Source organism: Streptomyces sp. NPDC002776, assembly GCF_053592195.1.
The window spans coordinates 231,499-251,002 of sequence record NZ_JBSFVG010000010.1 but is presented as its reverse complement, the minus strand read 5'-3'; the positions used below and the strand labels follow the sequence as shown (position 1 = coordinate 251,002).

Here is a 19,504-nt window from a genome sequence, read left to right as displayed (position 1 = left end):
CGGGAGGACAACACGGTGGCCGGCGACAAGCAAGCGGAGACGACGGTGCCCGCCGAGGCGCGGGAACAGCACGCCAAGCTCGCTGAGCAGATCGAGGAGCACCGCTTCCGGTACTACGTGAAGGACGCCCCCGTCGTCAGCGACGCGGAGTTCGACAAGCTCCTGCGCTCGCTGGAGGCACTGGAGGAGGAGTATCCGGAGCTGCGCACCCCCGACTCACCGACCCAGAAGGTGGCGGGGGCGTACGCGACGGATTTCACCGCCGTCCAGCACCGGCAGCGCATGCTCTCCCTGGACAACGCCTTCGACGACCTGGAGCTCGCCGCCTGGGCCGAGCGCGTCCACAAGGACGTCGGCACCTCCGCGTACCACTTCCTGTGCGAGCTGAAGGTCGACGGCCTCGCCGTGAACCTGACCTACGAGCACGGCCGGCTCACCCGCGCGGCGACCCGGGGCGACGGCCGCACGGGCGAGGACATCACTCCCAATGTCCGGACGATCGCGGAGATCCCGGACCGGCTGACCGGGGACAGCGTCCCGGACCTCGTGGAGATCCGCGGCGAGGTCTACTTCCCGATGGAGAAGTTCGAGGAGCTCAACGCCCGTCTGGTGGAGGCCGGCGACAAGCCCTTCGCCAACCCGCGCAACGCCGCCGCCGGTTCGCTGCGCCAGAAGGACCCGCGCGTCACCGCCACCCGCCCGCTGCACATGGTCGTCCACGGCATCGGCGCCCTGGAGGGCGGCGACGGCCTCACCCGCCTCTCCCAGGCGTACGACCTGCTCAAGAGGTGGGGACTGCCCACCTCCCGGCACAACAAGGTGGTCGGCGACCTCGACGGCGTCCGGGAGTTCATCGCCCACTTCGGCGAGCACCGGCACTCGGTCGAGCATGAGATCGACGGAGTCGTCGTCAAGCTCGACGAGATCCCGCTCCAGGGCCGCCTCGGCTCCACCTCGCGCGCGCCGCGCTGGGCCATCGCGTACAAGTACGCGCCGGAGGAGGTCAACACCAAGCTGGTCAACATCCGGGTCGGCGTCGGCCGTACGGGCCGGATCACGCCGTACGCCCAGGTCGAGCCGGTGACGGTGGCCGGCTCGGAGGTCGAGTTCGCCACCCTGCACAACCAGGACGTGGTCAAGGCCAAGGGCGTGCTCATCGGCGACACCGTGGTGCTGCGCAAGGCCGGTGACGTCATCCCGGAGATCCTCGGCCCGGTCGTCGACCTGCGCGACGGCAGCGAGCGCGAGTTCGTGATGCCGAGCGAGTGCCCCGAGTGCGGCACGGCGCTGCGGCCCATGAAGGAGGGCGACGTCGACCTGCGCTGCCCGAACGCGCGCACCTGCCCGGCCCAGCTGCGCGAGCGCCTGTTCTACCTCGCGGGCCGCAAGTCGCTGGACATCGAGCACTTCGGGTACGTCGCCGCGGCCGCCCTCACCAAGCCGCTGGAGCCCGAGGACCCGCCGCTGGCCGACGAGGGCGATCTGTTCGACCTCACCATCGAGCGGCTGCTGCCCATCAAGGCGTACGTCCTCGACCAGGACAGCGGCCTGCCCAAGCGGGACCCGAAGACCGGCGAGGAGAAGGTCGCCCGGGTCTTCGCCAACCAGCAGGGCGAGGCCAAGAAGAACGCGCTTGCCATGCTGGAGAACATCCAGGCGGCCAAGGAGCGCCCGCTCGCCCGGGTCCTCACGGGCTTGTCGATCCGTCATGTGGGCCCGGTCGCCGCCGAGGCGCTGGCCCGTGAGTTCCGCTCGATCGAGCGGATCGAGCAGGCGAGCGAGGAGGAACTGGCGGCCACCGACGGCGTCGGCGCGATCATCGCCGCCTCCCTCAAGGAGTGGTTCGCCGAGGAGTGGCACCAGGAGATCCTCCGCAAGTGGCGTGCGGCCGGTGTCCGCATGGAGGAGGAGGGCTCCGGCGAGGACCAGGGCCCGCGCCCGCTCGAAGGGCTCACCGTGGTCGTGACCGGCACCCTGGAGCGCTTCACCCGGGACGGCGCCAAGGAGGCGCTGCAGACCCGTGGAGCGAAAGTGACCGGTTCGGTCTCGAAGAAGACGTCCTTCGTGGTGGTGGGGGAGAATCCCGGTTCGAAATATGACAAGGCGATGCAGCTCAAGGTGCCTGTTCTGAACGAGGACGGCTTCGACGTCCTGCTGGAACAGGGTCCCGAGGCGGCGGCCGGCGTCGCGCTTCCCACCGAGGAGTAGGCGGCGGCAGCGGTTGAAGGCCACCCGATCGGCGCATATCAGATGCATACGGGTGGCCGGGGCGCATTCGGGCAACCGTCGACGACCGCTGCCCGTGGAAGCCCTCTGCGGCCTACTGTTGAGATGTGCGCCTGCCGTGCCCAGCTGCGGTCGGGGCATTCCCTTGCTCATGATGAGCCGGGGAAGGGTTTTCCAACGCGGTGCCGCCCGGTCGTCGGGCCACGGGCCGCGTGGCGTGGGCACCGCCGGCTGTGAGAGGGACGGGAATGGAACCGACCGAGAGCGCCGCCCCGGATTCACGGCTGCGCCTGCGCCGGGTCACCGGCCCCTGGCGCGCGAGCCGCTGGTCCGGGCGGCCCGGCGCGGTACCGCTCACCGGGGCGGCCGGCCTCGGCGCCGCCCAGCTCACCGTCGAGCGCGTCCCGGGTGTGCCGGAGAGCGAGACCGAACGGCACCTGTCGTGGCCCGCGCTGCCCGCGGGCGTCGTGGCGGCGGCGGGCTTCGTGCTCGGCGCCGGGTTCTACCGCGCCTTCACCGGCGGCCACGCCCTCTTCCCGTCCGGCACCGTCGGCTGGTCGCTGGCGCTGCTCACCGGCATCATCGTCGGCCACCTCGTCGCCCTCGGCCGGGCCCGCTGGTGGGGCGGCACCGGCTCCGGCGCCGCCCTCACCCTCGCCGTCCTGATGCTCTTCGGCTGGCTGCCCGCCGGCATGGTCAGCCTCACCGTCGTCGTGCTGGTCGGCACAGCCCGCCGCCACCGCTGGCGGCAGGGTGTCCTGCACGGCTCGGTGGACATCCTCGGCATCGCCGCCGGGGCCCTGGTGCTCGCCGCGTTCGGCCGGGTGCCGTCCGTCGAGAACCCCTGGAACCCGGACACCTGGACCTTCTACACCGCCCCCGAGGTGGTGCTGGTCGCCGTCGCCTACCTCGCGGTCAGCCGCACCCTGCTGTGGTACCTCCACGCCCCGCGCACCGCAGGAGTGCCCACCGTCGCCCGCACCGCCCTGGTCAGACAAGGTCTGGTCGCGGTCGCCCTGCTCGGGATCGCCCCGCTGGTCTGCGTCGTCGCCATGGCCAAGCCGGTCCTGCTGCCGCTGTTCGCCATCCCGCTGATCGCCCTCGACTCCACCCTGTGGATAGCCCGGGCGCGCGCCGAGGAGCAACTGCGCGACCCGCTGACCGGACTGCCCAACCGGCAGTGGCTGCTGGAGCGGATCTGGACCGCGCTCGACGACGCCGAGCGGATCGACGCCAAGTCCGCACTGATGCTTATCGACCTGGACCGCTTCCGCTCGGTCAATGACACCCTCGGTCATCTCGCCGGGGACCGGCTGCTGCTCCAGATAGCCGACCGGCTCCGGCTGGCGCTGCCCCGCGGCGCCGAGGCCGCCCGCCTCGGCGGGGACGAGTTCGCCGTCTTACTGCCGGTCGCCGACTCCACGACGTCCGCGACCCGGGTCGCCCGCAGTCTGGTCGCCGACCTCAGCTCCCCGCTCGACCTGGACGGCCTCACCCTGGTCCTGGAGGCCAGTGCCGGCGTCGCCGTCTTCCCCGACCACGCCCTGGACGCCGAGGGCCTGCTGCGCCGCGCGGACGTGGCGATGTACCAGGCGAAGCGGGACCGTACCGGCGTGGAGGTGTACGAGTCCAAGCGGGACTCCAACACCCCCGACCGGCTCGGACTCCTCGGCGATCTGCGCCGGGCGCTGGACGCGCACGAGGTGCAGCTGCACTACCAGCCCAAGGTCCGCTTCGACGGCCAGGTGGCCGGCCTGGAGGCGCTGGTCCGCTGGGTGCACCCGGAGCGCGGGAAGGTGCCGCCGGACGAGTTCATAGCCATCGCCGAGTCCTCCGGGCTGATGCCCTATCTGACCGAGTACGTGCTGGACACGGCGCTCGGACAGGTCGCCAAGTGGCGGGCGCAGGGCCTGTTCGTCCCGGTCGCCGTCAATGTCTCCCCGCGCGACGTCCACACCCCGGGCTTCGCCGGCTTGGTCGCCGCCCGGCTCGCCCGGCACGGCGTCCCCGCGGGAGCGCTCCAACTGGAGATCACCGAGCACGTCCTGCTGGAGGACCCGCAGCGCGCCGCCGACACCCTCGCGGGACTGACCGGGCACGGCGTGAAGATGTCCCTGGACGACTTCGGCACGGGGTACTCCTCCCTCGTGCACCTCAGGCGGCTCCCGGTGAGCGAGCTGAAGATCGACCGCTCGTTCGTGGCCCGCCTCGCCATCGACACCGAGGACGCCGCGATCGTGCGCTGCACGGTGGACCTCGCCCACTCGCTCGGCCTGCTGGTCGTCGCCGAGGGCGTCGAGGACGACGAGACCTGGGAGCGGCTGCGCGACCTGGGCTGCGACGCCGTACAGGGCTGGCTGGTCGCCGCCGCGATGCCTCCCGAGGAGACGACGGCGTGGCTGCGGGCCCGGGGGTCACGAGGGTGGCAGCGGCCGCGGGCGGCACTGCCGGCGGCCGATTAGCGCGTCCGCGGTTCGTCGGGGCAGGTCGCGCCCACGCGGCGAAGCCGCGAAATCGACGCGGCCCCGGGCCCCTTTCCGGGCGCTGTCGAAACCGTTTCCCTGGCACGGGTCCCCGCCCCATAGGATTGGGCCCGAACCACCCACTCCCACCCAGAGGATCGCTGCATGCCTGGCATCACGCGCGAGGAGGTCGCCCACCTCGCCCGGCTGGCGCGTCTGGAGCTGAAGCCCGAAGAGCTCGAGCACTTCGCGGGACAGCTGGACGACATCATCGGCGCGGTGGCCCGCGTCAGTGAGGTCGCCGACCAAGACGTACCGCCGACCTCGCACCCGCTCCCGCTGACGAACGTCATGCGGGCGGACGAGGTCCGTCCGTCGCTCACCCCCGAGCAGGCGCTCTCCGGCGCCCCGGCCCAGGAGCAGCAGCGTTTCAAGGTGCCGCAGATCCTGGGGGAGGACTAATCGCATGACGGACATCATCAAGCTCACGGCCGCCGAGACGGCCGCGAAGATCGCCTCCGGCGAGCTCACCGCGGTCCAGGTCACCGAGGCCCACCTCGCACGCATCGAGGCCGTCGACGAGAAGGTGCACGCCTTCCTGCACGTCGACCGCGAGGGCGCGCTGGCCCAGGCCCGTGCCGTCGACGAGAAGCGGGAGCGCGGCGAGAAGCTCGGCCCGCTGGCCGGCGTACCGCTCGCGCTCAAGGACATCTTCACCACCGAGAGCATCCCGACGACCGTCGGCTCGAAGATCCTCGAGGGCTGGATCCCGCCCTACGACGCCACCGTCACCCAGCGCCTCAAGGCCGCCGACGTCGTCATCCTCGGCAAGACCAACATGGACGAGTTCGCCATGGGGTCCTCCACCGAGAACAGCGCCTACGGCCCGACCGGCAACCCCTGGGACCTCACCAAGATCCCCGGCGGTTCCGGTGGCGGCTCCTCCGCCGCGCTGGCCGCGCACATGGCCCCGCTCGCCATCGGCACCGACACCGGCGGCTCCATCCGCCAGCCGGCCGCCGTCACCGGCACGGTCGGCGTGAAGCCGACGTACGGCTCGGTCTCCCGCTACGGCATGGTCGCCTTCTCCTCCTCCCTCGACCAGGGCGGCCCCTGCGCCCGTACGGTCCTGGACGCGGCCCTGCTGCACGAGGTCATCGCCGGGCACGACCCGATGGACTCCACCTCGATCGACGCCCCGGTCCCGCCGGTCGTCGAGGCCGCCCGCAACGGCAGCGTCGAGGGCATGCGCGTCGGCGTCGTCAAGCAGTTCCGCGGCGAGGGCTACCAGGCCGGTGTCATCCAGCGCTTCGACGAGTCCGTCGCCCTGCTCAAGGAGCTGGGCGCCGAGATCGTCGAGCTGGACTGCCCGTCCTTCGACCTGGCGCTCTCCGCGTACTACCTGATCGCGCCCTCCGAGTGCTCCTCCAACCTCGCCCGCTTCGACGGCCTGCGCTACGGCCTGCGCAGCGGCGACGACGGCACCCACTCCGCCGAGGAGGTCACCTCCCTCACCCGTGAGGCGGGCTTCGGCCCCGAGGTCAAGCGCCGCATCATGCTCGGCACGTACGCCCTGTCGAGCGGCTACTACGACGCCTACTACGGCAGCGCCCAGAAGGTCCGTACGCTCATCAAGCAGGACTTCGACAAGGCGTTCGAGCAGGTCGACGTGATCGTCTCCCCGACGACCCCGACCACCGCCTTCGCGATCGGCGAGCGCGCCGACGACCCGATGGCGATGTACCTCGCCGACCTGTGCACCATCCCGACCAACCTGGCGGGCAACGCGGCCATGTCACTGCCGTGCGGCCTCGCCCCGGAGGACAACCTCCCGGTCGGACTGCAGATCATCGCCCCGGTCATGAAGGACGAGCGCCTCTACAAGGTCGGCGCCGCCGTCGAGGCAGCCTTCGTGGAAAGGTGGGGCCACCCGCTGATCGAGGAGGCTCCGTCGCTGTGAGCGCACTGTCCAAGGCCAAGGGCTTCAAGAGCTCCAAGTCCGGTCTGTACATCTCGATGGCCACGTCGGCCTTCGGGGCCCTGGGTGTCTACAAGCAGATCAAGAAGGCCCGCGGCGACAACGACACGCTGCGGCTGCTCGACGCCGTCGTGACCGGTGCCGCGGTCGTCACCAACCTGGCCATTCTCTACCGCGAGCTGAAGCGGCTGGGCGACGACGACGTCCTGCTGGGCTGAGAGGGAAGTTTCATCGTGACCACCACGACCGACCTGGTGTCGTACGAGGACGCGCTGGCGTCGTACGACCCCGTCATGGGCCTCGAGGTCCATGTCGAACTCGGCACCAAGACCAAGATGTTCTGCGGCTGTTCGACCGCGCTCGGTGCCGACCCGAACACCCAGACCTGCCCGGTCTGCCTCGGCATGCCCGGCGCCCTCCCGGTCGTCAACGCGACCGGCGTCGAGTCCGCCATCAAGATCGGTCTCGCGTTGAACTGCGAGATCGCCGAGTGGTGCCGCTTCGCCCGGAAGAACTACTTCTATCCGGACATGCCGAAGAACTTCCAGACCTCCCAGTACGACGAGCCGATCGCCTTCAACGGCTACCTCGACGTACAGCTGGAGGACGGCGAGACCTTCCGCGTGGAGATCGAGCGCGCCCACATGGAGGAGGACACCGGCAAGTCGACGCACGTCGGCGGTGCCACGGGCCGTATCCACGGCGCCTCGCACTCGCTGCTGGACTACAACCGCGCCGGCATCCCGCTCATCGAGATCGTCACCAAGCCGATCGAGGGTGCGGGCGAGCGCGCTCCCGAGGTCGCCCGGGCGTACGTCCGTGAGCTGCGCGAGCTGATCCGGGCGCTCGGTGTCTCCGAGGCCCGGATGGAGATGGGCCAGATGCGCTGCGACGTGAACCTGTCGCTGCGCCCGCACGGCCGCGAGAAGTTCGGCACGCGGTCCGAGACGAAGAACGTCAACTCGCTGCGGTCCGTGGAGCGTGCGGCCCGCTTCGAGATCCAGCGGCACGCGGCCGTGCTGTCCTCCGGCGGCACGATCATCCAGGAGACCCGCCACTTCCACGAGGACACCGGGTCGACGACCTCGGGCCGCGTGAAGGAGGAGGCCGAGGACTACCGGTACTTCCCGGAGCCCGACCTGGTGCCGGTCGCCCCGTCCCGTGAGTGGGTCGAGGAGATCCGTGGCGGGCTGCCGGAGCTGCCGCTGGTGCGCCGCAACCGGCTGCGTGAGGAGTGGGGGATCTCCGCCACCGACATGCAGTCGATCCTCAACGCCGGTGCGCTGGACCCGATCGTCGCCACCATCGACGCCGGTGCCGACGCCGCCTCCGCCCGCAAGTGGTGGATGGGCGAACTCGCCCGCAGCGCCAACGAGTCGGGCACCTCGCTCGACGAGCTGGCGATCACCCCGGAGCAGGTCGCCCGGGTCACCGAGCTCGTCGCCAAGGGTGACCTGAACGACAAGCTGGCCCGACAGGTCATCGAGGGCGTCCTCGCGGGCGAGGGCACCCCGGACGAGGTCGTCGACAAGCGCGGTCTGAAGGTCGTCTCCGACGAGGGTGCCCTGACCACGGCCGTCGAGGAGGCCATCGCCGGCAACCCGGCCATCGCGGACAAGATCCGCGGGGGCAAGGTGGCCGCGGCCGGTGCCCTGGTCGGCGCGGTCATGAAGGCGACCCGTGGTCAGGCCGACGCGGCGCGCGTCAAGGAGCTGATCCTGGAGAAGCTGGGCGTCAGCGAGGGCTGACGGCCCCTTGTCCCGAGCCCCAGGGGGATGCATCGCAGCCGATGCATCCCCCTGGGCGCGTCCGGAGACCTCCGGCACCCCGCACCGCACCGGGCCCGCTGGACGGCGGCCGCTGCAGGTGTGCTGCTGACCCTGGCCGGACTCGCCGCCTCGACACTCCGCGCCACCGGCGCCGTCCCGGCGCTCGTGCCGGCCGCCTACGCCCTCGGCGCCGCCGTCTGCGGCCTCGCCGCCTTCCTCGGCTCCCGCGGCCGCACCCGGCGGGCGCTGTGGCTGCTGATCGCCGGGGTGACGGTGATGGCGTTCGGGGATCAGTTCGGCTGACATGGCGCAGCAGCCGTTACTGTCCTGTGATCCGTCTCCCATTCCTGTGAATAAGCCCACGAACACATCAAATGATCACTTTGGGCTGTAAGAGTGGTGCTCGCATTGCTGATGCGTTCTTTGCGGGTTGTTCACCTCATGAACCGCTGTTCCCGGTCAAAGATCCATAAATCGCACTCCTGGGAGCACGTTTCGTGGCAGCCCTCGCCCGCTGGTGTGTCCAGCGCCGCCTTGTCGCCGTTCTGCTGTGGCTTCTCGCCCTCGGCGCGGTGAGCGCGGCGGCCGTCGCCGCGGGCGCCGCGTACTCCAACGACTACGAGGTCGCCGGCACCGAGTCCGGCCGGGCCACCCAGCTCCTCGAGGACGGCTTCCAGGGCCTCGGCGGGGACAGCAACACCGTCGTCTGGCACACCGACGCCGGCAGCGTGCGTGCCGCCGACGTCCAGCAGACGATGAACCGCGCCCTGGAGGAGATCGCCGAGCTGCCCGGCGTGGCCGCCGTGACCGGCCCCTACGGCGGCCAGGGCGCGGCCCAGGTCAGCGCGGACAGCCGGACCGCCTACGCCACGGTCATCTTCGAGGACCGGGCCGAGAACATCGACCCCGCCGAAGTGCGGGCGGTCGTCGACATCGCCGGGGAGGCCGAGGCCGACGGGCTTCAGGTCGAGCTCGGGGGCACCGCGATCGGGCTCACCGAGTCCTCCGGCGGCCATCTCGCCGAGGTGGTCGGGGTGGCCGTCGCCGCGATCGTCCTCTTCCTCGCCTTCGGCTCGCTCGCCGCCTCCGTGCTGCCCATCGCCACCGCCCTGGTCAGCGTCGGCACCGCCTACGCCGGGACCGTGCTGCTCGGGCACGTCATGACCGTCGCCGACTTCGCGCCCATGCTCGGCATGCTGATCGGGCTCGGCGTCGGCATCGACTACGCGCTGTTCATCGTCACCCGGCACCGGCGCGGCCTGAAGCGCGGACTGGACGTCACCGAGTCGATCACCCAGGCCGTCGCGACCACCGGACGGGCGGTCGTGTTCGCGGGTGCCACCGTTTGCATCGCCCTGCTGGGCATGCTGATCCTGCGGCTGAACTTCCTCAACGGCGTCGCCGTCGCCGCCTCGCTGACCGTGGTGCTCACCGTCGCGGCCTCCGTGACCCTGCTGCCGGCCCTGCTGTCCTTCATCGGCCTGCGCGCCCTCAGCCGCCGCGAGCGGCGCAGGCTCGTCGAGCACGGGCCCGAACCCGAGCTGCCGACCGGGTTCGCCGCCCGCTGGTCGGCGTTCGTCGAGCGGCACCCCAAGCTGCTCGGCGCCCTCGCCCTGGTCGTCATCACGATCCTCGCCCTGCCCACCCTCTCGCTGCGCCTGGGCACCTCCGACCAGGGCAACAACCCGGACACCGCCACCACCCGGCAGGCCTACGACCTCCTCGCCGACGGCTTCGGCCCCGGCGTCAACGGCCCGCTGACCCTGGTGACCCAGGTCGACGGCGGCGACGACAAGCTCGCCCTGGACAGCCTCGACGCCACCCTGCGCACCACCGAGGGCGTCGCCGCGGTGACCCCGGTGACCTTCAACGCGGCCGGCGACACCGCGTACCTCACGGTCGTCCCCGAGTCCTCGCCGCAGTCCCGCTCCACCAGCGACCTCGTCGAGCGGCTCCGCTCCGAGGTGCTCCCGCGCGCGGAGACCGGCACCTCGCTCGATGTGCAGGTCGGCGGGGTGACGGCCGGCTACGACGACTTCGCCGATGTCATCGTCGGCAAGCTGCCCCTGTTCGTGGGCGTCGTCGTCGGACTCGGCTGTCTGCTGCTCCTGCTCGCCTTCCGGTCCATCGGCATCCCGCTGAAGGCCGCCGCGATGAACATCGCCGCCGTCGCCGCCTCCTTCGGCATCGTCGTCGCCGTCTTCCAATGGGGCTGGGGGAGCGAGCTGCTCGGTCTCGGCCGCGCCGGGCCGATCGAGCCCTTCCTCCCGGTGATCATGGTGTCCGTGCTCTTCGGGCTCTCCATGGACTACCAGGTGTTCCTGGTCAGCCGGATGTACGAGGAGTGGCTGGAGACCGGTGACAACCGGCGGGCCGTACGGATCGGCCTCGCCGAGACCAGCCGGGTGATCAACTCCGCCGCGGTCATCATGATCTCGGTCTTCCTCGCCTTCGTGCTCAGCGGCGACCGGGTGATCGCCATGTTCGGCATCGCGCTCGCCGCCGCCGTCGCCCTGGACGCCTTCGTCCTGCGCACCCTGCTCGTGCCCGCCCTGATGCATCTCCTCGGCGGCGCCAACTGGTGGCTGCCACGCTGGCTGGACGCCCGGCTGCCCCGGATCAGCATCGAGCCGCCCGAGGCCCGCGCCGCCCATGAGAGGCTGGCCGCTGCGACGGACGCCGAGATGGCGGACGTACTGGCGAAGGAGCAGCGGCAGGATGTACGCGATATCGCTGGGTGACGACGGCGCCGAACTGCGGCCCCTGGAGCCCTGGCACGCCGAGGAGTTCCTCGCGCACCTGGAGCGCGGCCGGGAGTTCATCAACCAGTACGTCCCGTTCGGCTCGAAGGCCGAGGACACCGCCGGTGCCAGCGAGGTCCTCCAGCGGTACGCCGACATGCGGGCCGCCGACACCGGGTCCCTGCACGGGCTGTGGCTGGACGGGAAGCTGGTCGGCGGGGTGCTCTTCCTGAACTTCGACGCCGCGAGCCGCAACTGCGAGGTCGGGTGCTGGCTGGAGCCGGCCGCGACCGGACGCGGACTCGTCACCCGCGCGATGCGGACGCTCCTGGACTGGGCGTTCGGCGCGCGCGGCATGCACCGCGTGGAATGGCACGCGGCGGCGGCCAATGAGCCCAGCATCAATGTGGCGCGGCGGCTCGGCATGACCCGGGAGGGCGTCCTGCGGGAGAACTATCCTCACCGGGGCGTCCGCCACGACACCGAGGTGTGGGCGATCCTCGCCGCCGAGTGGGCGCACGCACGCGCGCGTACCGCTCACAAGGATCATTAAGAAACCTCTCAGACAGCCTCCGTACGGTGCGAGACATGGGAACGAAGACAGTGGACGTGACGAAGACAGCCGAGGAGCCGGAGGCCGTAGAGGCCACCGAGCCCGACGACGAAGTGATGGACGAGGTGACGGAGGCCGAGGCCGCCGACACCACCAAGGACGGGGGCACCTCCTTCGTCGGACAGGGCGCCGGCGCCGTCGTCTCCGCGGCGCTCGGCCTGGTGTCGCTGACGGGCGGCTGGATCGGTACGGTCGCCGCCGCGCGCGAGACCCTCATCGGCCAGCTGGAGACCTCCTCCAGCGCGACCGTCGCCCAGCAGGTCCAGCAGGTCTACGGCGACGCCTGGCAGACCACCGCCCTGTGGGCGGGCCTGTTCGCGCTCATCGCCCTGATCGCCGGCGTCTTCGTGCTGGCCCGGCCCGCCTTCGGCGTTCCCGGCGAGCCGCAGCCCGTGTGGATCAAGTCGGTCGCCTGGGGCGGCGTCGCGCTCGGTGTGATCGGCCTGCTGCTGGCCGTCCTGAAGTACACCGACGTCCTGCTCGGCCTTCCTTCCACCGGCTGAATCACCGCAGGTCCTGAGGGGTCTTAGAGCGTCCGTGAGCACCTTACGGAGCATCTGAGGCCCCTCACCCGCATCTAAGGCCCCGGGCACCGCCGAAGATGCGGAACTCTCCCGATGTGGCGGACCCCCCTGGGAGACGAGAGTTGAGGCATCGCAACAAAGCGAAGCCAACTCTCCCAAGGGGACACCATGTTCGAGCACGAGCTCTACCGCCTGCGCACCGCCGACCTCATGCGCGAGGCCCAGAACGACCGGCTGGCCCGTGAGATCGTCCGCGGCCGCCGCGCCGCCCGCCGGGAGGCGGCCCGCCAAGCCGCCGAGGGCGAGGTGCATACCTCCCGTCTCGGCCGCCTGCGGATCACCCGCACCGCATGACCATCGGGGGCCTGGCGCCAGGGCGCACCACGAAAACCGGTGCCCCGCCGTCAGGGCCGCGTGCGATGCTCTGGCCCGTGGAGAACCAGTCCGTCAGCCCGGTGTTCGTCGGTCGTGCCGACGAGGTACAGATCCTGAACGACGCGCTCGCCCGTGCCGAGGCCGGAGGAACCTCCCCGGCCTTCGGCACCGGGGGAGAGCCCCAGGCGCTGCTCCTCGGCGGCGAGGCCGGGGTCGGCAAGACCCGCCTCGTCGAGGAGTTCGCCAACCGCGCCGCCCGCGCGGGAGCCGTCGTCGCCCTCGGCGGCTGCGTGGAGATCGGCGCCGACGGGTTGCCCTTCGCGCCCTTCTCCACCGCCCTGCGCGCCCTGCGCCACGAACTTCCCGGGGAACTCGCCGCCGCCGCGGCGGGCCAGGAGGAGGAACTGGCCCGGCTGCTGCCCGAACTCGGCGAGACCGGCTCCCAGCGGCACGACGAGAACGGCATGGCCCGCCTCTTCGAGCTCACCGCCCGGCTGCTGGAGCGCGTCTCCGCCGACCGCACGGTCGTCCTCGTCCTGGAGGACCTGCACTGGGCCGACGCCTCCACCCGCCACCTCCTCGCCTACCTCCTGCGCACCCTGCGCACCGGCCGCTTGGTCGTCCTCGCCACCTACCGCTCCGACGACATCCACCGCCGCCACCCGCTGCGCCCCCTGCTCGCCGAACTCGACCGGCTGCGCACGGTCCGCCGCATCGAGCTCGCCCGGTTCAGCCGCGCCGAGGTCGGCCGCCAGATCGCCGGCATCCTCGCCACCGAACCCGACCCGGCCCAGGTCGACGAGATCTTCGAACGCTCCGACGGCAACGCCTTCTTCGTCGAGGAACTCGCCGTCGCCGCCCACGAGGGCTGCTGCACCGGACTCACCGCCTCCCTGCGCGATCTGCTCCTGGTGCGGGTCGAGGCCCTGCCCGAGTCCGCCCAGCGGGTGGCCCGGATCGTCGCCGAGGGCGGCTCCACCGTGGAGTACCGGCTGCTCGCCGCCGTCGCCCGGCTCGCCGAGGACGATCTCCTGGAGGCGCTGCGGGCCGCCGTCAACGCCAGCATCCTGACCGCCGCGCCCGGCGGCGACGGTTACCGCTTCCGGCACTCCCTGGTCCGCGAGGCGGTCAGCGACGACCTGCTGCCCGGCGAGCGCTCCCGCCTCAACCGCGCCTACGCCGAGGCCCTCCAGGCCGATCCGAGCCTCGTCCCCGCCGACGAACGCGTCATGCGCCTGGCCAGCTACTGGTACCACGCCCACGACCCGGCCAAGGCCCTGCCCGCCGTGCTGGACGCCTCCGTCACCGCCCGCCGCCGGCACGCCTACTCCGAACAACTGCGGCTCCTGGAACGCGCGATGGAGCTGTGGGACTCCGCGCCCGAGGACGTACGGGCCACCCTGCGCCCCGTCGACTACACCGAGGTCTATCCGCCCTGCGGCTGCGACCCCGCCACCACACCCCTGCGCTATCTCGACCTGATGGCCGAGGCCGCCGTCGCCGGACGGCTGTGCGGGGAGCGCGAGCGCGCCCTGAAGATCACCAAGCGGGCGCTGCGTCTGCTCGACGGCGAGGACGATCCCCTGCGGGCCGCGTGGTTCTGGATCCAGCGCTCCCGGCTGGTCCAGGCCCAGGCCCGCGGCGACGGCTGGCAGGAGATCGGCACCGCCCAGGAGCTGGTCCGGGGCCTGCCGCCGTCCGAGGTGCACGCCGACGTGCTGGCCACCGCGGCCGCCTGGGCCATGGTCCGGGCACCCGGCCCGGACGCCATGACCGCCGCCGAGCGCGCCGTCGAGTACGCGCGCATGGTGGGCGCCTCCGACATCGAACTGAACGCCCGCCTCACCCTGGGGGTACTGCTCGTCGACGCCGGGGACATCGAGACCGGGCTCGCCCAGATGTACGAGGTGCGGGAGCAGGCGCTGCCGCTCGGACTGCCGTCGGTGCTCGGCCGCAGCCACATCAACCTGGCGTCCGTCCTCGAAGGCATCGGCCGTTCCGAGGACGCGGTCGGGATCCTCCGCGATGGCCTGCGGCTCACCCAGGACCGGGGCCTGCGGGACTCGGAGGCCTGGATCTGGGCCAACCTCGCCGAGGCACTGATCTCCCTGGGCCGCTGGGACGAGGCAGCGCAGGCCGCGCTGGCCGCCCAGCGCGTGGGCCAGGTCGCCAAGCCGCGCGGCTGCGCCGCCCACTGCCTCGCCCAGATCGCGCTGGCCCGCGGACATCTGGACGAGGCCGCCCGGCACCTCGCCGACGGCCGCCTCGCCTACGGCTCCCACGACCCCATGCCGCAGAACGACCTGCCCCTGTCCCGGCTCGCGATAGCCCTCGCGGCCGCCGAGGGCCGCATCCTGGACGCCCGCGCCGAACTCACGCGCGTCCTCGACGCCGGCTTCCAGCCCGGCACCCAGCGCTACGCCTGGCCCCTGCTGCTGGCCGCCGCCACCGCCGAGGCCGACGCCCGGGACCTCCCCGCCGCCGACGAGGGCCGCACCGAGACCCTGGAGCGCCTCTTCGGCGCGGTGAAGACCCTCACCACCGACGCGCCCATCTGGCGCGCCCACGAGCAGTGGGTCCGCGCGGAACTCCACCGCGCCGAGGGACAGGCGCCCCCCGACCTCTGGTCGTCGGTCGTCACCGCCTTCGAGCGCCTCCAGCGGCCCCACGACCTCGCCCGCGTCCGCCACCGGCTCGCCGAGGCCCTGGTGACGGCGGGCGGCGAGGACGACCGGGCCTCGGCGGCGGAACTCCTCCGCCTCGCCCACGCCGTCGCCGACCACCTGGGCGCCCGCCCCCTCGCCGACGAGGTCGCCTCCCTCGCCCGGCGAGCGCGCCTCCCCCTCACGCCCGACGCGCCCCGCCCCGCCGCCGACACCCTCGGCCTCACCAGCCGTGAACGGGACGTCCTGCGGCTGGTCACGGCCGGCCGCACCAACCGCCAGATCGCCGAGGAACTCTTCATCTCCCCGAAGACGGCCAGCGTCCATGTCTCCAACATCCTCGCCAAGCTGGGCGTCGCGGGGCGGGGCGAGGCCGCGGCGATGGCGCACCGGATGGGGCTGTTCCCGACGGAGGACGGAGAGCGGGTGGGCGGCGCGGCCTAAGACACCTGCACCTCGCCGGCTAGGACACCTGTTCCTCGCCGCCTAGGACACCTGCACCTCCAGGATCCTGTCGTCCGCGTCCTCCGGTGAGCCCCGGCCGTCGGTGTTGCTCGTCGTCAGCCACAGCTTGTCGCCGCCTGCCGGGACCACCGTGCGCAGTCGGCCGTACTCGCCCTCCAGGAAGGACTGCGGGTCGGCCGCGGCCTCCGTGCCCTTCAGGGGGACGCGCCACAGACGCTCGCCCCTCAGGCCCGCCATCCAGACCGAGCCCTCGGCGTAGGCGATGCCGCTTGGGGAGGCCTCGTCCGTGGCCCACTGGGTTATCGGGTTGTGGAACGCCGGGTCGTCCGACTCGCCCTCGGCCCGGGGCCACCCGTAGTTGTCACCCGGCTTGATCGCGTTCAGCTCGTCCCAGGTGTCCTGGCCGAACTCCGCGGCGAACAGGCGCTGTTCGGTGTCCCAGGCCAGGCCCTGCACATTGCGGTGGCCGTACGAGTACACCGGGGAGTCGGGGAAGGGGTTGCCCGGCGCCGGTTCGCCCTCCGGGGTCATCCGCAGGATCTTGCCGCCCAGGGACTTCTTGTCCTGCGACAGCCCCTCCTCGCCGCTCTCGCCCGTGCCCGCGTACAGCATCTTGTCGGGGCCGAAGGCGATCCGGCCGCCGTTGTGGACGAAGCCCTTGGGGATGCCCCTGAAGACGGTGTCCGGGGCGCCCAGTTGCTCGCCGGCCGGCTTGTCCTCGTCGACGAGCAGCCGGACGATGCGATTGTCCGAGGCCGAGGTGAAGTAGGCGTAGACCATGTGGTCCGAGGCGTAGTCCGGGGAGAGCGCGAGGCCCATCAGGCCGCCCTCTCCGGCCGGGGACACCCCGGGCACCTCGCCCAGCTCGGTCTTCTTTCCGCTCTCGGTGTCGACCTGGGTGATGGTGCCCTCGTCACGGGAGGAGACCAGCAGGTCGCCGTCCGGCAGCGGGGCCAGGCCCCACGGGCTCTTCAGTCCCTCGGCGACCGTCCGCACCACCTTGGCGGAGCCCTTGGCGGGCGGGGTGTCGTCGGTGGCCCGGGACGACGGTGGTGCCTGGGAGGCCGCACCGGTCGACGCCGCGCTGTCACCCGCGCCGGACGAGCCCCCTTCGTCGTCGGAGGAACACCCGGCCGTCAGCAGGAGCGCGGCCGCGGCCAGTACGGCCGACACAGCTCGACGTTGCACGATCATGGTCCCTTCGACGCGGCGGCTTCTCCTTGTCATACACCGCTCGCGCCTCACAGGTTCCCGATCAATGATTCCCGCATCAAGACCGCCCGGCAACCGCCGGCTCAGTACCCGCCGACTCAGTACCCACCGGCTAAGTACCCACCGGCTCAGTCCCAGGACCCCCGCGCCCCGGGCAGCGCCCCGATCTCCGCCAGATCCTCCGCCGTGAGCCGCAGCCGCGCCGCCCCCGCGTTCTGCGTCACCCACCGCTCCCGCTTCGCCCCCGGCACCGGCACCACGTGCCGTCCCTGCGCCAGCACCCACGCCAGCGCCACCTGCGCCGGGGTGACGTCTGCCCCATGGCGGCGGGCGATGCGGCGCAGACCGACCACGATCGGCTGGTTGGCGGCCATCATCTCCGCCGTGAAGCGGGGATGGCGGGCGCGGACGTCGTCCGGTTCGAAGCCCTCGCCCGGCGTCAGCGTGCCGGTGAGGAAGCCGTTGCCCAGCGGCATCGCCGCCAGGAAGCCGATGCCGCGCGCCTCGCACCACGGCAGGAGGGACTCCAGCGCCTCCGGCGACCACACCGACAGTTCCGCCTGCACCGCGCTCACCGGGAAGACCTGCTGCATCCGCCGCAACTGCCGCAGCGTGGCGTCGTGCAGGCGGCTCCCGGACCGGCGACCGCCGCGCGCCCCCACCGCGCACATGCCCAACGCCCGTACCTTCCCGGCCCGGACGAGGTCCGCCATCGCCCCCCAGGTCTCCTCGACCGGCACCTCCGGGTCCGCCCGGTGCAGCTGGTACAGGTCGATCACGTCCGTCTGGAGCCGCCGCAGCGAGGCGTCGCACGCCCGTTTCACGTACCCGGGGCGGCCGTTGGCCACGATGTGCTGCTCGCCGACCAGCAGCCCGACCTTCGTCGACACGAAGGCGTCCTGGCGGCGTTCCTTCAATACCCGCCCCAGCAACAGCTCGTTGGTGAACGGGCCGTACATGTCGGCCGTGTCCAGCAGCGTCGAGCCCAGATCGAGCGCCCGGTGCACGGCCCGCAGCGACTCGTCACCGCGCTGCCGGGATCCGCTGTACGCCCAGCTCATCGGCATGCACCCGAGTCCGACAGCCCCCACCGCGAGCGCCGCCGCGCCGATCGTCCTGCGCTCCACCTGCTCGTGACCCTCCCTCTTCCGCCACCCCAACCTAACCTCTGCCGTCCCGGGGACCTGACATAGCCTCCGGTGCATGACTGCTGACGTGTGGCTTCCCATCCCGCCGGACGAGATCGAAGGGCTCCCCGAGGGGCCGGACTACCGCTTCTGGAACGGCGCCGACGACTATCCCGCGGACCCCGCCGCGTGCGCCTTCTACGTCGTCCCCTACATGAAGCCGCCGGGACTCGGACAGCGCCCGCTGCCCCTGATGAGCTCCGTCGAGGTCGTGCAGACGCTGTCCGCCGGCATCGACCACGTCGAGCCCGGACTGCGGCATCTGCGCGCGGGCGTCCGGCTCTGCAACGCGCGCGGGGTGCACGAGGCGAGCACCGCCGAGCTCACGCTCGCGCTGATCCTGGCCTCGCTGCGCGGCATCCCCGACTTCGTGCGCGCCCAGGACAAGGGGGAGTGGCACGGTGGCTTCCGGCCCGCGCTGGCGGACAAGACCGTGCTCATCGTGGGATACGGCTCGATCGGCGCCGCCATCGAGGACCGGCTCGCGCCGTTCGAGCTCGCGCGGGTGGCGCGCGTCGCGCGCTCCGAGCGCACTACGGAGCGCGGGCCGGTGCATCCACTCACCCGGCTGCCCGACCTGCTTCCCGAGGCGGACGTCGTCGTGCTCTCCACCCCGCTCACCGAGACCACGCGTCACCTCGTCGACGCCGACTTCCTGGCCCGGATGAAGGGCGGGGCGCTGCTGGTGAACATCGCCCGCGGCGGCGTCGTCGACACCAAGGCCCTCCTCGCCGAACTGGAGAGCGGGCGCATCACCGCGGCCCTCGACGTCACCGACCCCGAACCGCTGCCGCCGGGCCACCCTCTGTGGCAGGCTCCCGGGGTGCTCATCAGTCCGCACGTCGGTGGCCCGACGTCCGCCTTCATGCCCCGCGCCAAGCGGCTGCTGGTCGAGCAGTTGAGCCGTTTCGTGAACCGGGAGCCGCTGCGCAACGTGATCCTTACGACGGGTGCGGACAGCGGCCCGTCGACCAACGCGACAGCCACGTAACCCGGTTCGGGTACCCTCCGCAACCTTCCGGACGCGGTCCGTACCCGCATCCCCGCTGGTCGTCACGGAGCGTAGAGAACCTATGTCCCTGAGTGACGAGACTGGTGTATCGTCCCGACAGGGGCTGCGCCGCGCACCGTTCGGCGCCGGGGATGGACATTGCAGACTGTGAGGGGGGCGACGGGCGATGCACGGCCTATGGACCAACGATCCGACGCGGCGGGGCCGCCGGCGGCGACCCTGGCGCACGGCCGCGCGCAGGCGCGGCCACCACGGCAGTCCCGGCGGACACCACAGC

Annotated in this window: 15 protein-coding genes; 13 read left to right on the top strand and 2 right to left on the bottom strand. The window is 71.9% G+C overall.

The genetic code is table 11. The features are described 5' to 3' along the window. Nucleotides 1-15 precede the first annotated feature (15 nt). From ligA to ACWD11_RS21695, 12 genes are all read left to right on the top strand, one after another. Nucleotides 16-2,208: an NAD-dependent DNA ligase LigA gene (gene ligA, locus ACWD11_RS21750; RefSeq protein WP_451284829.1), complete on the top strand. Its 2,193-nt coding sequence runs from the start codon at nucleotides 16-18 to the stop codon at nucleotides 2,206-2,208. 266 nt (nucleotides 2,209-2,474) lie between these two features. After that, a complete protein-coding gene (locus tag ACWD11_RS21745) occupies nucleotides 2,475-4,688 on the top strand; it encodes a putative bifunctional diguanylate cyclase/phosphodiesterase (protein ID WP_451284827.1) in 2,214 nt (737 codons plus the stop codon). Between the two features lie 165 nt (nucleotides 4,689-4,853). Beyond that, complete coding sequence (gene gatC, locus ACWD11_RS21740; protein ID WP_007384860.1) at nucleotides 4,854-5,150, top strand: Asp-tRNA(Asn)/Glu-tRNA(Gln) amidotransferase subunit GatC; 297 nt, start codon at nucleotides 4,854-4,856, stop codon at nucleotides 5,148-5,150. 4 nt (nucleotides 5,151-5,154) lie between these two features. Then, the gene (gene gatA / locus ACWD11_RS21735) at nucleotides 5,155-6,648 is read left to right on the top strand and encodes an Asp-tRNA(Asn)/Glu-tRNA(Gln) amidotransferase subunit GatA (protein ID WP_451284825.1); all 1,494 of its coding nucleotides are present in this window, start codon (nucleotides 5,155-5,157) and stop codon (nucleotides 6,646-6,648) included. Next, nucleotides 6,645-6,884, top strand: a complete 240-nt coding sequence (locus ACWD11_RS21730; RefSeq protein WP_386504686.1) for a hypothetical protein — start codon at nucleotides 6,645-6,647, stop codon at nucleotides 6,882-6,884. The genes gatA and ACWD11_RS21730 overlap by 4 nt, the downstream gene beginning before the upstream one ends. Nucleotides 6,885-6,896: 12 nt before the next feature. Next, nucleotides 6,897-8,414 carry an Asp-tRNA(Asn)/Glu-tRNA(Gln) amidotransferase subunit GatB gene (gene gatB / locus ACWD11_RS21725; RefSeq protein WP_389415610.1) on the top strand — a complete coding sequence of 506 codons (1,518 nt, stop codon included), beginning with the start codon at nucleotides 6,897-6,899 and terminating at the stop codon, nucleotides 8,412-8,414. 27 nt (nucleotides 8,415-8,441) lie between these two features. Continuing rightward, nucleotides 8,442-8,738, top strand: a complete 297-nt coding sequence (locus ACWD11_RS21720) for a hypothetical protein (RefSeq protein ID WP_451284823.1) — start codon at nucleotides 8,442-8,444, stop codon at nucleotides 8,736-8,738. A 194-nt stretch (nucleotides 8,739-8,932) separates the two neighbouring features. After that, entirely contained in the window at nucleotides 8,933-11,176 is a 2,244-nt protein-coding gene (locus tag ACWD11_RS21715; RefSeq protein WP_389414814.1) for an MMPL family transporter, read from the top strand. Then, nucleotides 11,154-11,729, top strand: a complete 576-nt coding sequence (locus ACWD11_RS21710) for a GNAT family N-acetyltransferase (RefSeq protein ID WP_389414813.1) — start codon at nucleotides 11,154-11,156, stop codon at nucleotides 11,727-11,729. The genes ACWD11_RS21715 and ACWD11_RS21710 overlap by 23 nt, the downstream gene beginning before the upstream one ends. A gap of 35 nt (nucleotides 11,730-11,764) precedes the next feature. Further along, on the top strand, nucleotides 11,765-12,292 hold the full coding sequence (locus ACWD11_RS21705; RefSeq protein ID WP_451284820.1) for a hypothetical protein: 528 nt from the start codon (nucleotides 11,765-11,767) through the stop codon (nucleotides 12,290-12,292). Between the two features lie 189 nt (nucleotides 12,293-12,481). Continuing rightward, nucleotides 12,482-12,667: a hypothetical protein gene (locus ACWD11_RS21700; RefSeq protein WP_389414811.1), complete on the top strand. Its 186-nt coding sequence runs from the start codon at nucleotides 12,482-12,484 to the stop codon at nucleotides 12,665-12,667. A gap of 65 nt (nucleotides 12,668-12,732) precedes the next feature. Beyond that, on the top strand, nucleotides 12,733-15,795 hold the full coding sequence (locus ACWD11_RS21695; protein ID WP_451284818.1) for a helix-turn-helix transcriptional regulator: 3,063 nt from the start codon (nucleotides 12,733-12,735) through the stop codon (nucleotides 15,793-15,795). Nucleotides 15,796-15,837: 42 nt separating this feature from the next. Here the strand turns inward: ACWD11_RS21695 and ACWD11_RS21690 are convergent, their stop codons facing one another. Beyond that, nucleotides 15,838-17,043 carry a PQQ-dependent sugar dehydrogenase gene (locus ACWD11_RS21690; protein WP_451284816.1) on the bottom strand — a complete coding sequence of 402 codons (1,206 nt, stop codon included), beginning with the start codon at nucleotides 17,041-17,043 and terminating at the stop codon, nucleotides 15,838-15,840. Nucleotides 17,044-17,156: 113 nt separating this feature from the next. Continuing rightward, nucleotides 17,157-18,155 (bottom strand): aldo/keto reductase, encoded by a 999-nt coding sequence (locus ACWD11_RS21685; RefSeq protein WP_389414808.1) that lies wholly within the window; start codon nucleotides 18,153-18,155, stop codon nucleotides 17,157-17,159. Between the two features lie 76 nt (nucleotides 18,156-18,231). On the opposite strand from ACWD11_RS21685, the gene ACWD11_RS21680 reads away from it, so the two are divergent. Beyond that, nucleotides 18,232-19,206, top strand: coding sequence for a 2-hydroxyacid dehydrogenase (locus ACWD11_RS21680; protein ID WP_451284814.1), 975 nt, complete (start codon nucleotides 18,232-18,234; stop codon nucleotides 19,204-19,206). Nucleotides 19,207-19,504 lie beyond the last annotated feature (298 nt).